This is a genomic window from Streptomyces sp. A0642 (genome assembly GCF_004795105.1).
In the GTDB taxonomy this organism is placed as follows: Bacteria; Actinomycetota; Actinomycetes; order Streptomycetales; family Streptomycetaceae; genus Streptomyces.
On sequence record NZ_SSBL01000003.1, the window covers coordinates 1 to 16537 of the forward strand.

Genomic DNA, 16537 nt, shown 5'->3' on the forward strand with positions numbered 1-16537 from the left:
GCGCAGATGACGCCAGCCGAAGCGCCGTGTGATGTCGGCCATGATGGACCCCCTCGTTCTCGTCGTAGCGACGATAATGGCTCGCGCTGCATATCGTCAAGAGGACGAGAAGGGGGATCGGCGGCCGTACGCGGGCGGCCGGTGACTTCCGCAGAAGTCACCGGCCGCCCGGGGTGTGCGCCGCCCCCGTCCCCACGGTGCGGCGCGGGCGGGCCGTCGTCATCCGCTGGGACGACGGCCCACGTCTGTCAGGACCCGGACGCCTGCGCGTCCAGGCCGAGTGCGGGAAAGACCGCTGCCTCCACGAAGCGGACGAGGAAGGTCTCGTCCGCCTGGGCGCACCCCAGCAGCGGACGTGCGCGCATCACGCCCAGCAGCTGGGCGGAGACGAACTCCGTCGCCGGGTTGCCGGCGGCCACCTCGCCACGCTCCACGCCGCGCGCGACCATGGCGTCGATCGCCGCCAGTTCGGGCAGGATCAGCGACTCGCGCAGCGCACACAGCAGCTCGGGGCTCTGCAGTGCCGCATGGCTCAGGGCCAGCATCAGGGGGGTGTCGCGTCCGGAGCCCTCGCCGATCGCGCGCGCCGCCGCCCGCAGGTCCCCGGCCAGCGTGCCCGTGTCGATCCGGCCGAGCAGCCCGTGCCGGGTCCCGTGCAGGGCGGCGACGACCAGTTCGGGCTTCGATCCCCACTGGCGGTAGAGCGTGGACTTTCCGCAGCGGGTCCGGCTCGCGACGCCCTCCATGGTGAGGGACTCGTAGCCGCTCTCCCTCAGCATGTCGAGCACGGCCGTGTAGAGCTCCTTGGCCCGCTCCGGCGTGATCTTCGAGCGGCGCGACGCGGTGGCCTGCTCGGGCCCCGATTCCTGCGACGACATGCGCTTTCCCTCTCTGCGACTCTGCGACGAGGTCCATCGATACGCCAGTGTACCGATACGCGAGTGTTCCGATACGCCTCCGTATCGGTACACTGGCGTATCGATACGGCAGGGACTCGCTCCCTGCCACCGCACACCGCTTCGTCAGCAAAGGGGCACCGGATGCTGTTCGCCGGTAGCAGGCCCGCCGATCGGGAGCCGGACACTTCTGCCCGACCGCCCCTCGTCCGCGAGCTTCTTCTCGTCGTAGGACTCTTCGTGATCTACAAGTTCGGCCGCCAGGCGGCCAACGGTCACGTCGACGAGGCGTTCCACAACGCCGGACGCGTCTGGGACCTCGAACGCGCCGTGCACCTGCCCGGCGAGGGCACCGTGCAGAGCCTGCTGCTCCACGACGAGACGCTGATCCACCTCGCGAACACCTATTACGCGACCGTGCACTTCCCGGCCACGCTGCTCTTCCTCGCCTGGCTGTACTGGCGCCGCCCGCGCCACTACGTCTGGTCGCGCCGCATCCTCGCCGCGCTCACCGGAGCCGCGCTGGCCCTGCACCTGCTGTTCCCGCTCGCACCGCCGAGGCTGCTCGCCGCGACCGGCCTGATCGACACCGGCCAGGTCTACGGACCGACGGTGTACGGCTCCACGCCGGCCACCGACTCGATGGCGAACCAGTTCGCCGCCATGCCCTCACTCCACTTCGGCTGGGCCGTCATGGTCGGTGTCGGCCTCGTCGTCGCCACCCGCTCGCGGTGGCGCTGGCTGTGGCTGCTGCACCCGGCGGTCACGCTGCTCGTCATCGTCGGCACCGCCAACCACTACTGGATGGACTCGATCGTGGTGGCCGCGATGCTCTCGGTGGCGTTCGCGGCGCTGAGGCTCCCGCGCGCGGAGCCCGTCCGGGCCCCTCTGCCGTGGCCCTCCACCGCCGGCGTCCCGGCGCAGGCCGTCGCCGCACGCGCGCATGCCGTCGCGGCACCGTACGGCTCCGGCCGATCGTCCACCGTCGCCTCCGGGCGCTCCTCCTCGTACGCCTCCTCGGGAGCCCGGCGATGAACGCCACCCTGATCGCCGTCGCGCTGTCGCTCGTCTCCGCCGCCGCCTACGCCTGGGCGGCAGTGGCCCAGGCACGCCTCGCGGGGCGCACCGCCCCCGGCACCGGGACGCTGAGGCTGCTCGGCAGCGGGGCGTGGTGGTCTGCCGTCGGGCTGAACGCCGGCGGCGCCCTTCTGCACGTCGCCGCCCTGAAGTACGGGCCGCTGACCCTCGTCCAGCCGCTCGGGGCGCTGACCCTGGTCGCGGCCGTACCGCTCGGCGCACGCGCCGCGGGCCGCAAGGTCTCGACGACCGAGTGGCGCGGCACGCTCCTGACCCTGCTGGGCCTGGGAGCGCTGCTGATGACGGCGGGCGGCTCGGCCCCGCACGAGACGCTGAGCCTCGCCGAGGCGCTGGCCGTCGGCGCCGCGACCATGGCCCTCGTCGCCGGGCTCAGCCGCCCGGGCGCGCGTCCCGGACTGCGGCACGCCGCAGCCTCCGGCATCACCTCGGGCGTCGCCTCGGCACTGACCCAGACGCTGACCGTCGCGGCCACCGACCACACCACCGGCCCGCTGTTCAGCTGGCGGCTGGTCGTCGTCGCCCTGCTCGTCTCGGCCTTCGCGATGGGCGGACTGCTCCTCTCCCAGACCGCCTACCGGGGCGGCCTCGGCGCACCGCTCGCCGTCGTCACCCTCGCCAACCCGGTCGCCGCGGCGGTGATCGGCCTGGCCCTGCTGGGGGAGCGGCTCCAGGGCGGGACGATCAGCCTGGTCCCGGCGCTGTTGGGCACCGCGGCGGCCGCCCAAGGAGTCATCCTGCTCAGCCGCGCCCAGGCGCAGGCCGCCCCCGCCGCCGCCGCGGCGGTCGCCGCCGAACCGGCTCCGAGCGTTCCGTCTCGGGTCGTCATCAGGAGCCCGCGCGCCGTACTCCAGCAACACGGACACGGACACCTGCGGCGGATCCGGGCCGGCCGCTCGTAGCGGCCCCGCCGCCCGCCGGCCGCTCGCAGCGGCCCCTCCCCGTGATCCGCCGACGCCTATCCGAGGCCGGCCGCCGCCGCGCCGGCGTCCTCGGCCAGCGCCCGGGTCAGCCAGCCGATCCAGAAGTTCTCCAGATCGATGCCGCCGCGCAGCACGAGATGGCGCAGCCGGTCCTCCGCCGCGTCCCGCCCGGGCGGGAAGTCCCGCTCCTCGATCTCCAGATACTCCGCGAGCCGGCGCCGGTGCAGCGCGAGGTGGCGCCGGAGCTCCGCGTCGAGGCCCGGCGCACCGACGACCGCCGCCGCCCGCATCCGCAGCAGCAGCGGATCGCGGATCTGCTTCGGGTCCTCCGGGCGGGCCACCCAGGCGGACAGTGCCTCCCGGCCCGCGGAGAGCACCTCGTACTCCTTCTTCTGCCCCCGGGCCGGCTGGGCGGGTTCGAGGGCCCTGATCTGTCCGGTCTGCTCCAGCTTTCCCAGCTCGCGGTAGATCTGCTGGTGCGTGGCGGACCAGAAGTAGCCGATCGACCGGTCGAACCTGCGGGTCAGCTCCAGCCCCGACGAAGGCTTCTCGAGCAGGGCGGTGAGGATCGCGTGCGGGAGTGACATGGAGTGCATCCTAAGGAGGGCCGGGCGGGCCGCCCGGCCCTCCGGGTGCCCGGGGTCAGAGCGAGGCGGCGAGTTCCGTGCCCTGGCGGATCGCCCGCTTGGCGTCCAGCTCGGCCGCGACGTCGGCGCCACCGATCAGATGCGCGGGGCGGTCCGCGGCGAGCAGCTCCTCGTACAGGTCCCGCCGGGGCTCCTGGCCCGCGCAGAGCACGATCGTGTCGACCGGCAGCAGGTGCTGTTCACCGTCGACCGTGATGTGCAGCCCGTCGTCGTCGATCCGGTCGTAGCCGACGCCCGCGATCATGTTCACGCCCCGGTGACGGAGCTCGGTGCGGTGGATCCAGCCCGTCGTCTTGCCGAGGCCCGCGCCGACCTTGCTCGCCTTGCGCTGGAGCAGATGGACCGTGCGCGGGGACTTCGGACGCTCGGCGGTGCCGAGTCCGCCCCGCTCGCGGTACTCCGTGTCGACGCCCCACTGCCGGAAGAACGCCTCCGGGTCCTGGCTCGCCGCGTCCCCGCCGTCGGTCAGGAACTCCGCCACGTCGAAGCCGATGCCGCCCGCGCCGACGAGCGCCACCCGGTCGCCCACCGGCGCCCCGTGCCGCAGCACGTCGAGGTAGCTGACCACGCTCGGGTGGTCCACGCCGGGGATGGCCGGCGTGCGGGGGGTGACGCCGGTGGCCAGGACGATCTCGTCGAAACCGTCGAGCTCCCCGGTGCCGACCGGGGCGCCCAGCCGCAGCTCGACCTTCTCCTCCGCCAGCCGGGTGCGGAAGTAGCGCAGCGTCTCGTTGAACTCCTCCTTGCCCGGCACGCGGCGCGCCACGTTGAGCTGCCCGCCGATCTCCTCGGCCGCGTCGAAGAGCGTCACGTCATGGCCGCGCTCGGACGCCGTCACCGCGCAGGCCAGTCCGGCCGGCCCGGCCCCGACGACCGCGACGCGCTTACGGGTGCGGGTCGGCGACAGCGTGAGTTCGGTCTCGTGGCAGGCGCGCGGGTTGACCAGGCAGGAGGTGACCTTGCCGCTGAAGATGTGGTCCAGGCAGGCCTGGTTGCAGCCGATGCAGGTGTTGATCGCGTCCGCACGGCCCTCGCTCGCCTTCGCGACGAAGTCCGGGTCGGCGAGGAACGGCCGGGCCATCGACACCATGTCCGCGCGCCCCGCCGCAAGGACCTGCTCGGCGACCTCGGGAGTGTTGATGCGGTTGCTCGTCACCAGCGGGACGGAGACGGCGCCGCGCACCTTCTCGGTGACCCAGGTGAAGGCGGCGCGCGGCACCGACGTCGCGATCGTGGGGATGCGGGCCTCGTGCCAGCCGATGCCCGTGTTGATGATCGTCGCCCCGGCCGCCTCGATCTCCCGGGCGAGCCGCACGACCTCCTCGAGCGATGACCCGCCGGGCACCAGGTCCAGCATCGAAAGCCGGTAGATCAGGATGAAGTCGCTGCCGACCCGCTCGCGTACCCGGCGCACGATCTCGATGGGGAAGCGGATGCGGTTCTCGTACGAACCGCCCCAGCGGTCCTCGCGGTGGTTGGTCGCGGCGGCGATGAACTCATTGATCAGGTAGCCCTCGGAGCCCATGATCTCGACGCCGTCGTAGCCCGCGCTCTGTGCCAGCGCGGCCGCCGTCACGAAGTCCTCGATGGTCGACTCGACCTCGTCGTCGGTCAGGGCGTGCGGCACGAAGCCGCTGATCGGCGCCTGGATGGCGCTCGGCGCCACCAGCGCGGGGTGGTGCGCGTACCGCCCGAAGTGCAGGATCTGCATGGCGATCCGGCCGCCCGCCGCGTGCACCGCCGACGTCACGACGGCGTGCTCGGCGGCCTCGGCCTCGGTCGTCATCTTCGCGCCCCCGGGCAGCGAGCAGGCCTGCTCGTTCGGTGCGATGCCCCCGGTGACCATGAGGCCCACACCCCCGCGGGCGCGGGCGGCGTAGAAGGCGGCCATGCGCTCGAAGCCGTTCTCGACCTCCTCCAGGCCGACGTGCATCGATCCCATCAGCACCCGGTTGGGGAGGGTGGTGAACCCGAGGTCGAGCGGGCTCAGCAGATGCGGGTACGGGCTCATGGAGTGGCTCCTCGCGCGGTGTGGTTACGCCAGTTCTAGACCACCGAAACGGTGTTGTGCAACAAGTTGCACAATGGCGTACGTCGCACTGTGTCACGGGTCACGTGCGGCATCGGCTCGCCCCCGGGCTGCGGGAGAGCGGCTGGTCACGTGCCGTGGCTGTGCGCCCGGGCGGCGTGAGGACGGCTGGTCGCGTGGCGTGGTGGTGCCCCCGGACGGCGACAACTGGGCACGTGTCCCGTCCGCGCCCCCGGACGGCGTAGCAACGCGTATCGTCCCGGCCCCGGTGCGCGGAGAGTGGAGACCGAACCGCACCCGGGCGCTTCCTCCGTCCCGGCCCCCGAACCTTCCCGGAGACCCCCATGGGCTGCCTCAACCGTCGTGACCTCGGCCTGCTCGTCCTTCGCGTCGGCACCGGCGCCGTGCTGGCCGCGCACGGCAGCCAGAAGCTCGCCGGCTGGTTCGGCGGCGGGGGCATCGAGGGCACCACCGCCGCGATGGAGGCCATGGGATTCCATCCGCCGAAGCACAGCGCGATCGCCGCCGGTCTCGGCGAGGCCGGCGGCGGCGTCCTGCTGGCGCTTGGGCTGGCCACTCCGGCGGCCGGCGCCGCAGCCGCGGGCGCCATGGCCGGAGCCGTGGCCGTCCACGCCCCCGCCGGCTTCTTCGCGCAGGGCGGCGGCTACGAGTACCCGGCCTTCCTGGGCTTCACCGCGGCCGCGATCGGCCTGACCGGCCCCGGCCGGTACTCCGTGGACCACGCCACCCGGCACGCGTTCGACCAGCCGTGGATGGTCGCCCTGGCCTTCGTGGGCAGCGCAGCGGCCGCGGTCGCCGTCGTGGGCAAACGGGCCAAGGGGCAGACCGCGGAGCCGGAGGAGCCGGACGATTTCTGACACCCGCCCCGCAGGTCAGCGTGCGGACCGCAGGGCACGTCCGCTGGGCGCGGCGGTCAGCGTGAGGACCGCAGGACACGTCCCTTGGGCGCGGCGGTCAGCGTGCGGACCGCAGGGCACGTCCCTTGGGCGCGGCGGTCAGCGTGCGGACCGCAGGGCACGTCCCTTGGACGCGGCGGTCAGCGTGAGGACCGCAGGCCGCGTCCCTTCGACGCCGCGATCAGTGCGGGGACAGTGTCGAACTTGATCCGCGGGCGGCCCTGTTCGCGACCGCGGGCCTGTTCCGCACGGTCGATGGCGGCGAGCCCCCTGGCGTCCACGACCTGACGGCCACGGCGCCGGACCAGGCGTCCGAACGCCTTGGCCGGGTACGCGGGGGAGGGCAGCGCGCCCGCGACGGCGTCGGCCAGGAGGGTGCCGACGGTCTCGGCGGCGCACGTGCGGTTGGCCCCGATGCCGCCCGAAGGGCCGCGCTTGATCCAGCCGACGACGTAGCTGCCGCTCAGGCCCGCCACCCTGCCGCCCTCGTGCGGCACCGTGCCGGCCGACTCGTCGAAGGGCAGACCGGGAACCGGCACGCCCCGGTAACCGATCGCCCGCAGGAACAGGCCCGCGGGTATCTCCCGGTCGCCCGCGGCGGCCGTCACGCGCACCGCCTCGACGCCGTCGTGTCCCCGTACCTCCATGGGAGCGGAGTGGAAGCGGAAGACGATGCGGCGCCCCGGTGGCGGGGGCTGTGACCAGTCGACCGTCTCCCGGGGCAACTCCCGCAGGAGGGCGGCCTTCTCGCCCTCGGCCGGGCCGTCGAGCACGGCACCGGTCCGCGGGTCGTGGTCGTCGACCACCAGGCCGACGCCCGGCAGATGGGCGAGGGCGAGCAGTTCGGACGCGGTGCAGGCGGTGTCGTCGGGTCCGCGCCGGCCGAGCAGGACCACTTCGCGGACCTCGGAGTCCTGCAGCGCCGCCAGGGCGTGCCCGGCGATATCGGTGCCGGCCAGCGCGGCGGGGTCGGTGACGAGGATGCGTGCCACGTCCAGCGCCACGTTGCCGTTCCCGGCGACGACCACCCGCTCGGCGGACAACCCGACGGTCTCCGGCGGGACTTCCGGGTGGGCGTTGTACCAGGAGACGAACTGGGTGGCCGGGAGGCTGCCGGGCAGGTCTTCGCCCGGGATGCCCAGCCGCCGGGCGTCGGAGGCGCCGACCGCGTAGATCACCGCGTCATGGTGGGCGGCGAGCTCCTCGACCGTGAGGTCCTTGCCGACCTCGACCCCCAGGTGCATCCGTACCCGGGGGTGGGAGTGGAACCGTGCGAAGGTCTCACCCACCCCCTTCGTAGCGGGGTGGTCGGGCGCCACGCCGTACCGTACGAGGCCCCCGGCCACCGGGAGCCGGTCGATCAGCGTCACCTCGGCGTTGGTGTGCAGCAGCAGGTCCTCGGCCGCGTACATCCCGGCCGGCCCCGTGCCGACGACGGCCACCCTGATCGGAGCGAAGTCGGACGGCAGGCTGCGTGCGAACGACGGCTCACCCCAGGAGTGGAAGTTCGGCCCGGCGGCGGTCTCCCGTTCCCGCCCCTCGTAGTACGCCGCGTTGATGGCGGCGTACTCCTTCTGCCCGGCTGACAGACTGTCCACCGGGAAGATCGCGTCGACCGGACAGGCGTCGGCGCAGGCACCGCAGTCGATGCAGGCCGCCGGGTCGACGTAGAGCATCTCCGTGCTGCCGAAGGCCTGTTCCTCCGGCGTGGGGTGGATGCAGTTGACGGGGCACACGGCGACGCAGGTGGCATCGCTGCAGCAGTTCTGGGTGATGGCGTAGGTCATCGTCAGCTCGGGCTCTCGGCTCGGGTCAGATCAGGTCGGCGGGCTCGCGGAGGACCCGGCTCAGATCAGGTGGGCGCGCTTGTAGAAGAACAGGGCCGGTTTGGTCAGGAGGCGGGCCGAGGCCAGGAAGTCCATCAGGCCCGAACAGCTGGAACGCATCAGGGACTTGTGGTGTTCATTGGCCTTCGCCTCGGCGCGGGCGCGCGTGCTGTCCAGTCCCGCGTTCGCGTAGACGTCCCTGTTCACCATGCTGGTGACGATGTAGTACGAGGCGATGGCGACCACGAGAGAGTTGATCTGCCGGCGCAGCGGACCCGCGTCGCGCAGGCGCCTGCGGGTCTCGTCACGTGCGAACTTCATGTGCCGGGACTCCTCCACCACATGGATGTTGTTGATCGTCCGGACGAACGGCGCGACCCGCTCGTCCCGCATCCAGTCCCGCTGCATCACGTCCAGCACCTCCTCCGCCACGAGGATCGCCGCGTACGCGGCCTCGCCGAACGCGAGGGTCTTGAAGGCACGGCCCAGTTCGACCACCGGCCGGCGCGGCCGGTAGGCCGGTGCGCCCAGCTTCGCGGCGCCGCGCGCGAACATGATGGAGTGCCGGCACTCGTCGGCGACCTCGGTGAGGGCCCACTGGAACCGCGGGTCCGTGGGGTCCTTGGCGTACATGTCGCGCAGCACCATCTGCTGGAGGATCATCTCGAACCAGATGCCGGTGCTGGCGACGGAAGCGGCTTCCTGGCGCGTCAGCGCCTTGCGCTGGGCCTCGGTCAACTCCTGCCAGTACGCGGTGCCGTAGAGAGTGCTCCACTCCGGGCTCGCGCCGTGGTGACCGGTGTCCAGCGGGGTCTCCCAGTCCACCTCGGTCGCCGGGTCGTACGACAGTTTCGCGGCCGAATCGAGCAGGCGCCGGGCGACGTCCTGCTCGGCGAGCCGGTTCTGGTCCTCCGGCCGAACGGTGCTGCTTGCCATTGCTGCGGCTCCTTGAATCGCGACAGACCGACCCGACGCTGCCCGGCCTCTTGCCTCATCCCGTCCCGGCCCGATGAGACCGACGGCCGGCAGGCGCCGTCCTCGCTTGTTAGACGTGGCGTCTAGCAAGCTGTTAGACGGAAGGTATAGCAAGAGGGCCGTCCGGGCCTACCCCCGCGCAGGGAATCCGTACGATCTCTCCACGACGAGGCGCACATGGACGGCCGGCAGCGGGTGCTCCGAAGGGGTCGCGGAGGTGCGGGTCCGCCATGACCGGCCTCCACCTTCGTCCGCGGATGTCCGTGCACGTGCCGGGTGCCCGGGAGCCTTCCCCGAAACCTGTCCCGACGTGTGGTGCCGGTCCGCAGGGGTACCCATCCGGCGTCGCCGTCGGGACGGCTGCTCCGGGCCGTCCTCCCTGCTCATCCCATCGCTGGAGGCGTCATGGCAGCCGAGGAGCCCACGGGCCGGAACACGGGACAGGACTACGACGAGCGAGGGGCCGTGCCCCTCCTGGGTTACGCCGCCATCGCGGGGACGTACACAGCCGCTTGCGGAGCCTTGGTGGTGCTCGCGCGCCGACGCGGGGTCGTTCTGCCGGAGCGCGTGCCGCCGTGGGACGTGGCGCTGCTGGGCGTGGCCACGTACAAGACGGCACGGCTGCTCACCAAGGACAAGATCACCAGCTTCCTCCGGGCGCCCTTCAGCCGCCGCTCGCAGGACACGACGGCGGGCGAGGTGGCTGACGAACCTCGGGGCCGCGGCCTCAGGCTCGCGATGGGTGACCTGGTGACGTGCCCGTTCTGCGCCGCCTCCTGGACGGCCACGGGACTCCTGGGGACCTACGTACTCGCCCCCCGGGCCGCCCGGCTCATCGGTGCGGGCTTCGGTGCGATGGCCGTCGCCGACTGGATGCAGTACGCATGGGCCTGGACCCAGCGGAACGCCGAAGGGTGATCGGAGCGTTCTGCGGTGCCGGAGTGACAAGCGTGTCAGGTCGGAGGGCCCCCGCTCGCGCGGAGGTGAACGGGCTGCGCGTCGGTGCCCAGTCGTCAGCGCCGGCCTCGTCAGGCCGAGCGGGTTCATCCGCAGTCGGCCGGGCCCTTCGACGAGTGCGCGGACGCGCCGCTCCCCGGAGGCGGTATCGGCTCACGGGATGGTCACCGCGCCCCCAGCAGGGCTTCCAGGCCGGCCGCAAGCTCCGCCGGGCCGCCGCGATCGGCCATCCCGACGGCCGTCGCCCGTAGGTGAGGCAGTTCGCGCGCGGGCAGCCGGTGCAGGCCCAGCCGGAACGCGGGGTCGGGTTCGTCCGCCTGGTCGTCCATCGCCCGCAGCTCCACGAGCAGGAATCCGAGCAGCCAAGCGGTGAAGGCGCGGTGGAGGCGCACGACCTCGCCCTGATCGAAACCTGCGTCGTGGAGCAGCGCCAAAACGCGTTCGTCGCTCCGCAGCACCGGCAGCGGCCGCTGCGCCAGGGGCGTGGACAGCAGACGTGTGGCCAGGAGGGGCACCACGTGGGGGTGGAGGAGCGCCACGTCGTAGGTGCTCAGCGCGATGTGATGGAGTTGGGCCAGCCAGTCGGGCGTGGGAGGGTCCGTGATCTCAGGCTCCGCCCGGGGGCTTCGCTCCAGAATCCCCTCCACTTCCCGGCTGAACTCCTCGACCAGCCCGTCCAGCAGCGCTTCCTTGCTCGGGGCGTAGCGGTAGAGAGCCATTGCCTCCACGCTCAGTTCCGCGCCGAGCTTGCGCATGCTGAGGCCGGAGAGCCCGTCGCGGTCGACCACGTCGAGGGCTGAAGCCAGTACGCGCTCCCGGCTGAGCCGACCGTAGCGCCCCTTGTCGCCCGCCCTTCGCCCCGCCCCCTGCTCGGCTTCGTTCACGATGGCCGCCTTCCGGTTGACATGAAAGAACAATACGCTCAAAGTCGTACGTATATGACGTAAACGTATGGCGTCAAGGTACGGCGTCTACGTACGACGTAGCCACTCAGGAGTGTCCGGTCATGACGCACAGCGACCTGAAGCCGGAAGATCGCCTCGAGATGGAGCGCGAGCTGGCGCTGATCTCGGACGGCAACGTCGTACGGGTCTCCGACGAGGGCCCCACCTTCGGGCACCCGTACCGGGCCCGGACCGTTCGGCGCACGACCTTCACCCCGGTGCTTCCCGCCCGGGACCGGGCGGTGGTGTGGTCCGTCGCCGTCTGCTGGGTGGCGTCCTTCCTGTGGTTCTGGTCCTGGTGGCTGCGGCCGGAGCACCGGGCGGGCTGGGCGGGGCTCATCGTCAACAGCCTTCTTCTGCTCTACCTCACCGGCATCCCCTGCTACTTCTTCATCACCGCCCTGCGGTTGCGCCGGGTCGATCCACGGATGCCCGTTCCCTCGGTGGCGGTCGCCTTCGTGGTGACCCGTGCCCCTTCCGAGCCGTGGTCCACCGTCCGCCGGACCCTGCGCGCCATGCTGGCCCAGGACTACCCGCACCCCTACGACGTCTGGCTGTGCGACGAGGACCCCAGCGAGGAGATCGAGCAGTGGTGCCGCGAGAACCGCGTCACGATGTCATGCCGACGCGGTGTCCTCCCGTACCACCGAGCGGGATGGCCCCGGCGGACGCGGTGCAAGGAAGGCAACCTCGCCTACTTCTACGATCACTGGGGATACCGGCGCTACGCGGTGGTCGCCCAGCTGGACTGCGACCACGTCCCGGCCCCGACGTATCTCGCCGAGATGGTCCGCCCGTTCGGCGACCCCGCGATCGGTTACGTCGCCGCCCCCAGCGTGTGCGACGCCACCGACGCCGCGTCCTGGTCGGCGCGTGGCCGGCTGCATCGCGAGGCCGTCTGGCACGGCGCCGTACAACTGGGCCACAGCGACGGGCTCGCCCCGATGTGCATCGGGTCCCACTATGCGGTGCGCACCCGTGCCCTGCGGGACATCGGCGGCCTGGGGCCCGAGCTGGCCGAGGACTTCTCCACCACCTTTCTACTCAACTCGGCAGGCTGGCATGGAGCGTTCGCCGTCGACGCCGAGGCGCACGGCGACGGGCCGCTCAATTTCGCCGACATGGTCACCCAGGAATACCAGTGGTCCCGGAGCCTCACCACCATGCTGCTGGGGCTGCTGCCCCGCCATCTGGGGCGGCTTCCCGTGATTCTCCGGCTGCGGTTCGGCTACGCCCTGGCGTACTACCCGCTCCTGGGCCTGATGATCGTGTCCGGGCTGATCCTTCCGCCGGTGGCGGTGATCACCGGGCTGCCGTGGATGAACGTCAACTACTTTGACTTCCTGCTCCACTTCTGGTCGATGCCCGTCTGGCTGCTGCTGACGCTCGGCCTGCTGCGGCACCGGCAGCTGATGCGTCCGCGTACCGCTCCTCTGATGAGCTGGGAGACCTGGCTGTTCACGGTCGCCCGGTGGCCATTCGTGGTCTGGGGTCTGTTCGGCGCGGTACGTCAGAAGATCTGGCACACACAGCTGACCTTCAAGGTCACTCCCAAGAACACAGGCGGGCCCGTGCCGCTGCTGGCGCGGCTGACCTCACCCTTCGCGGCGATCGCCGTCCTGCTGTCCTCGGTCGCCCTTTACGGGGAGCTGAGCGGTCCGTCGGCCGGATACGTCTTCCTCTGTCTCCTCGGAGCGATCGTCTACGCCACGGTGGCACTCGCCGTCCCGCTGCTGCACGTGCGGGAAGCGGCCAGGACCTCGGGAAGGCGCTTCCTCGTCGCTCTGCGCACTGCGCGCCTGTCCCTGACCGTCGGCCTCCTCTCGTCGTTGCCCGTCGCCGCGGCAATCGTCTTCTATCCGGCCTACGCGGCCGCCGTCCTGGGCTGGTGAATGCAGTGACCATGAACGTACGCGCACACGCGAACAACCGCGACCACCGCGCGAGTTCACCCTCCACCATCCTCGTCACCGGAGGAGCCGGTTTCATCGGCTCACACGCCTGCGTCGAACTCCTCGACCATGGCTACGAGTTGATAGTTGTGGACAACTACTCCAACAGCACTCCACAGGTCTTCGCCCGTGTGCAGCGGATCGCCGGCCGTTTCGTCGGCGCCGTGTACGAGCTGGACATCCGTGATCGGCGCGCCCTCTCGGCAGTCTTCGACCGCCACTCCGTGGACGCCGTCGTACACTTCGCCGCTCTGAAGGCCGTCGGCGAGTCGACCCGGATGCCCGTCGAGTACTACGACGTCAACGTCGGCGGGACGACGTCGCTGCTGCGGGCGATGCACGAACACGGAGTGCACCGGCTGGTGTTCTCCTCTTCCTGCTCCCTGTACGGCGACGCGGGAGGCGGACGCCTCAGCGAGGCGTCCCCGGCCCGGCCGACCAATCCGTACGCCGTCTCCAAATGGACCTGCGAGCAGATCCTCGCCGACGTGTGCCGACGGATTCCGGAGTTCACGGCGCTCTCGCTGAGGTACTTCAACCCGGTCGGCGCCCATCCCAGCGGACTGCTCGGGGAGGACCCCTCCGGCATCCCGGACAACCTGATGCCGTACCTGGCCCAGGTGGCAGTCGGCCGCCGCGCGCGCCTTCCTGTGTTCGGGGACGACTACGCGACCCCCGACGGAACGCCCGTCCGTGACTACCTGCACGTCATGGACACGGTGGAGGCGCACCGCGTCGCGCTGGACCATCTCGCCGACGGCCCCGGGATGCACGTGTACAACCTCGGTGCCGGCCGGGGCTGGTCGGTCCTCGACGTCATCGCGGCCTTCCGTGAGGCCTGCGGCAAGCCCATCCCGTACGACATCGAGCCGCGCCGCCCCGGCGACGTGACCGAACTGGTCGCCGACGCGGCCGCGGTGGCCCGCGCCTGGGGGTGGCGGCCCACCCGCGACCTGGCGGCCATGTGCCAGGACGCGTGGCGGTTCCAGCAGCTCAACCCATCCGGCTATGCCGGTCCTTCCGGCAGCAGATCCCCAAAGGAGTGAAGTCATGCGTATGACCGTGATAGGAACCGGATACGTGGGCACAGTGCATGCCGCGTGCATGGCCGACATAGGCCACCAGGTGCTCGGAATCGACATCGACCCGGCACGGATCGCGTCGCTGACGGCAGGCCGCGCTCCCATGCACGAACCCGGTCTGGACGAGCTCCTCGCCCGAACCGTCGCGTCGGGGAGGCTGCGCTTCTCCACGTCCCTCGCCGAGGGCGCGGAGTTCGCCCGGACGCACTTCGTGTGCGTCGGCACCCCGCAGCGCCCCGACAGCGAAGCCGCGGACCTGCGGTACGTGGACGCCGTGGTGGACGAACTGGCACAGCATCTGCGACCGGGAAGTCTGGTGGTGGGCAAGTCCACCGTCCCGGTCGGCACGGCCGCGGCCCTCGGCAGGCGGCTCGCGGCGTCCACGCGGGACTGTGAAGTCGCCTGGAACCCCGAGTTCCTGCGGGAGGGCTCCGCGGTGCAGGACACCATGCGCCCGGAACGCATCGTGGTGGGCGTCGGCTCCCCACACGCCGAAGCGGCCCTCCGGGCCCTCTACGAGCCCCTGGTGCGCGTGGGCGCGGAGTTCTTCAGCACGGACACGGCCACTGCGGAGCTGGTCAAGGTGGCCGCCAATTCCTTCCTCGCGACCAAGATCTCCTTCATCAACGCGATGGCCGAGGTGTGCGAGGCGGCCGGCGCGGACGTGACCGTACTGGCCCGCGCCATCGGTGCGGACTCGCGGATCGGCCACCGCTTCCTGGATCCGGGGCTCGGCTTCGGCGGAAGCTGTTTCCCCAAGGACATCCGGGCCTTCGCGGCCCGCGCCGAGGAGATCGGCGCCGGCGAGGCGGTGTCGTTCCTGCATGAGGTCGACCGCATCAACCTCCGCCAGCGGCGGCGCACCGTCAACCGCACCAGGCGGCTCGTCGGTGGTTGCTTCGCGGGCCGCCGGGTCGCGGTCCTGGGCGCCTCCTTCAAACCGGGAAGCGACGACGTCCGTGACTCGCCCGCCCTGGCCGTCGCCTCCGTCCTGCACGAGGAGGGTGCGAGCGTGCGCGTACACGACCCGGAGGCGCTGGACAACGCGCGCGCGGCCCTGCCCGACCTCACGTACTCGCTGGACATCCCCAAGGTGTGCGAGGACGCGGACGTGGTCCTGCACCTCACACCCTGGCCGGACTACCGCCGGATCGACCCGCTGGCCCTCGCCCCCGTGGTCCACTCCCCGGTGCTCCTGGACGCACGCAACAGTCTCGACGCCCATCCCTGGCGCGCGGCCGGCTGGTCGCTGCACGCGCTGGGCCGCCCCACGGGAGGCACATCATGAAGGCCGTCGTCACAGGGGGTGGCGGATTTCTGGGGTCCCATCTGTGCGAGGCGCTGCTGCGCAGAGGCGACACCGTGTGGTGCCTGGACAACTTCTCCACGGGCGAACCGGAGAACGTGTCCCATCTCTGCGCGAACCCCCGGTTCCGTCTCCTGCACGGTGACATCACCGCCGCCATGGAGATCCCGGGGCCTGTGCACGCCGTCGCCCACCTCGCCAGCCCGGCGTCTCCGCCCGACTATCACCGGCTGCCGCTCGAAACGCTCACGGTCGGCAGCCGTGGCACGGAGAACGCCCTGCGCCTCGCCCTGCGGCATGACGCCCGGTTCGTCCTCGCCTCGACCAGCGAGGTGTACGGCGACCCGGAAATCCACCCACAGCCCGAGGAGTACTGGGGCCATGTCAATCCGGTCGGCCCCCGCAGCGTCTACGACGAGGCCAAGCGGTATGCGGAGGCGCTGTCCACGGCCTACCGGCGCAGCCTCGGCGTCGACGTGGGCGTCATGCGGATCTTCAACACCTACGGCCCCCGGATGCGTCCGTACGACGGCCGTGTGGTCTCGACCTTCCTACGCCAGGCGTTGTCGGGCGGGCCGCTGAGCATCTACGGGGACGGAAGCCAGACCCGCAGCTTCTGCTATGTGGACGACCTCGTGCGCGGAATCCTGGCCATGATCGACCGGCGCGGCCTGAGCGGACCGGTCAATCTGGGCAATCCGGTCGAGCACACCGTGCGGGAGCTCGCGGACCTCGTCCTGGGCGTCACCGGTTCGCGGTCACGGATCGAGTACCGCCCCCTGCCGGTCGACGACCCCTGCCGCCGTCGTCCCGTCATCACCCGGGCCCGTCAGGAACTCGGCTGGGCACCGGTGGTCCCGGTCGAGGACGGCCTGCGGCGCACGGCTGCCTGGTTCACCGACAGTGCGCGGCCCCCGCGGGCGAACGGGCCACTCCAGCCGGCCGAAGAGCCCGGCCCCAGCCGTTTCGAGTCCCTGAAGGCCTGATC

At 71.5% G+C, this 16537-nt stretch carries 14 protein-coding genes; 8 read left to right on the plus strand and 6 right to left on the minus strand.

Going from position 1 to position 16537, the window contains the following annotated elements; genetic code table 11:
* Positions 1-248: 248 nt before the first annotated feature.
* On the minus strand, positions 249-878 hold the full coding sequence (locus tag E6R60_RS07080) for a TetR/AcrR family transcriptional regulator (RefSeq protein ID WP_136325586.1): 630 nt from the start codon (positions 876-878) through the stop codon (positions 249-251).
* 162 nt (positions 879-1040) lie between these two features.
* Here E6R60_RS07080 and E6R60_RS07085 point away from each other — a divergent pair, with 162 nt between their 5' ends.
* Positions 1041-1931: a phosphatase PAP2 family protein gene (locus E6R60_RS07085; protein WP_136325587.1), complete on the plus strand. Its 891-nt coding sequence runs from the start codon at positions 1041-1043 to the stop codon at positions 1929-1931.
* Entirely contained in the window at positions 1928-2893 is a 966-nt protein-coding gene (locus tag E6R60_RS07090) for a hypothetical protein (RefSeq protein ID WP_136325588.1), read from the plus strand. The genes E6R60_RS07085 and E6R60_RS07090 overlap by 4 nt, the downstream gene beginning before the upstream one ends.
* 56 nt (positions 2894-2949) lie before the next feature.
* On the opposite strand, the gene E6R60_RS07095 is transcribed toward E6R60_RS07090, so the two are convergent.
* Both E6R60_RS07095 and E6R60_RS07100 read right to left on the minus strand, forming a co-directional pair.
* The gene (locus tag E6R60_RS07095; RefSeq protein ID WP_136325589.1) at positions 2950-3501 is read right to left on the minus strand and encodes a PadR family transcriptional regulator; all 552 of its coding nucleotides are present in this window, start codon (positions 3499-3501) and stop codon (positions 2950-2952) included.
* Between the two features lie 55 nt (positions 3502-3556).
* Positions 3557-5572, minus strand: a complete 2016-nt coding sequence (locus tag E6R60_RS07100; RefSeq protein ID WP_136325590.1) for an NADPH-dependent 2,4-dienoyl-CoA reductase — start codon at positions 5570-5572, stop codon at positions 3557-3559.
* Between the two features lie 362 nt (positions 5573-5934).
* Here E6R60_RS07100 and E6R60_RS07105 point away from each other — a divergent pair, with 362 nt between their 5' ends.
* On the plus strand, positions 5935-6468 hold the full coding sequence (locus tag E6R60_RS07105) for a DoxX family protein (protein WP_136325591.1): 534 nt from the start codon (positions 5935-5937) through the stop codon (positions 6466-6468).
* Between the two features lie 179 nt (positions 6469-6647).
* On the opposite strand, the gene E6R60_RS07110 is transcribed toward E6R60_RS07105, so the two are convergent.
* Positions 6648-8294, minus strand: a complete 1647-nt coding sequence (locus tag E6R60_RS07110; protein WP_136325592.1) for an FAD-dependent oxidoreductase — start codon at positions 8292-8294, stop codon at positions 6648-6650.
* A gap of 60 nt (positions 8295-8354) precedes the next feature.
* Positions 8355-9269 (minus strand): diiron oxygenase, encoded by a 915-nt coding sequence (locus tag E6R60_RS07115; RefSeq protein WP_136325593.1) that lies wholly within the window; start codon positions 9267-9269, stop codon positions 8355-8357.
* A 444-nt stretch (positions 9270-9713) separates the two neighbouring features.
* Here E6R60_RS07115 and E6R60_RS07120 point away from each other — a divergent pair, with 444 nt between their 5' ends.
* Positions 9714-10226, plus strand: a complete 513-nt coding sequence (locus tag E6R60_RS07120) for a DUF1360 domain-containing protein (protein ID WP_136325594.1) — start codon at positions 9714-9716, stop codon at positions 10224-10226.
* 203 nt (positions 10227-10429) lie between these two features.
* On the opposite strand, the gene E6R60_RS07125 is transcribed toward E6R60_RS07120, so the two are convergent.
* Complete coding sequence (locus tag E6R60_RS07125; protein WP_240802429.1) at positions 10430-11149, minus strand: TetR/AcrR family transcriptional regulator; 720 nt, start codon at positions 11147-11149, stop codon at positions 10430-10432.
* Between the two features lie 122 nt (positions 11150-11271).
* Between E6R60_RS07125 and E6R60_RS07130 the strand changes: the two genes are divergently transcribed.
* The 4 genes from E6R60_RS07130 to E6R60_RS07145 are packed head-to-tail and all read left to right on the plus strand — an operon-like array spanning position 11272 to position 16535.
* Positions 11272-13101 (plus strand): glycosyltransferase, encoded by a 1830-nt coding sequence (locus E6R60_RS07130; RefSeq protein ID WP_136325595.1) that lies wholly within the window; start codon positions 11272-11274, stop codon positions 13099-13101.
* Between the two features lie 11 nt (positions 13102-13112).
* Positions 13113-14207 (plus strand): UDP-glucose 4-epimerase GalE, encoded by a 1095-nt coding sequence (galE, locus tag E6R60_RS07135; protein ID WP_206309334.1) that lies wholly within the window; start codon positions 13113-13115, stop codon positions 14205-14207.
* A gap of 4 nt (positions 14208-14211) precedes the next feature.
* The gene (locus tag E6R60_RS07140) at positions 14212-15531 is read left to right on the plus strand and encodes a UDP-glucose/GDP-mannose dehydrogenase family protein (RefSeq protein WP_136325596.1); all 1320 of its coding nucleotides are present in this window, start codon (positions 14212-14214) and stop codon (positions 15529-15531) included.
* A complete protein-coding gene (locus E6R60_RS07145) occupies positions 15528-16535 on the plus strand; it encodes a UDP-glucuronic acid decarboxylase family protein (protein WP_136325597.1) in 1008 nt (335 codons plus the stop codon). Before E6R60_RS07140 ends, E6R60_RS07145 begins: the two co-directional genes overlap by 4 nt.
* Positions 16536-16537: the final 2 nt, after the last annotated feature.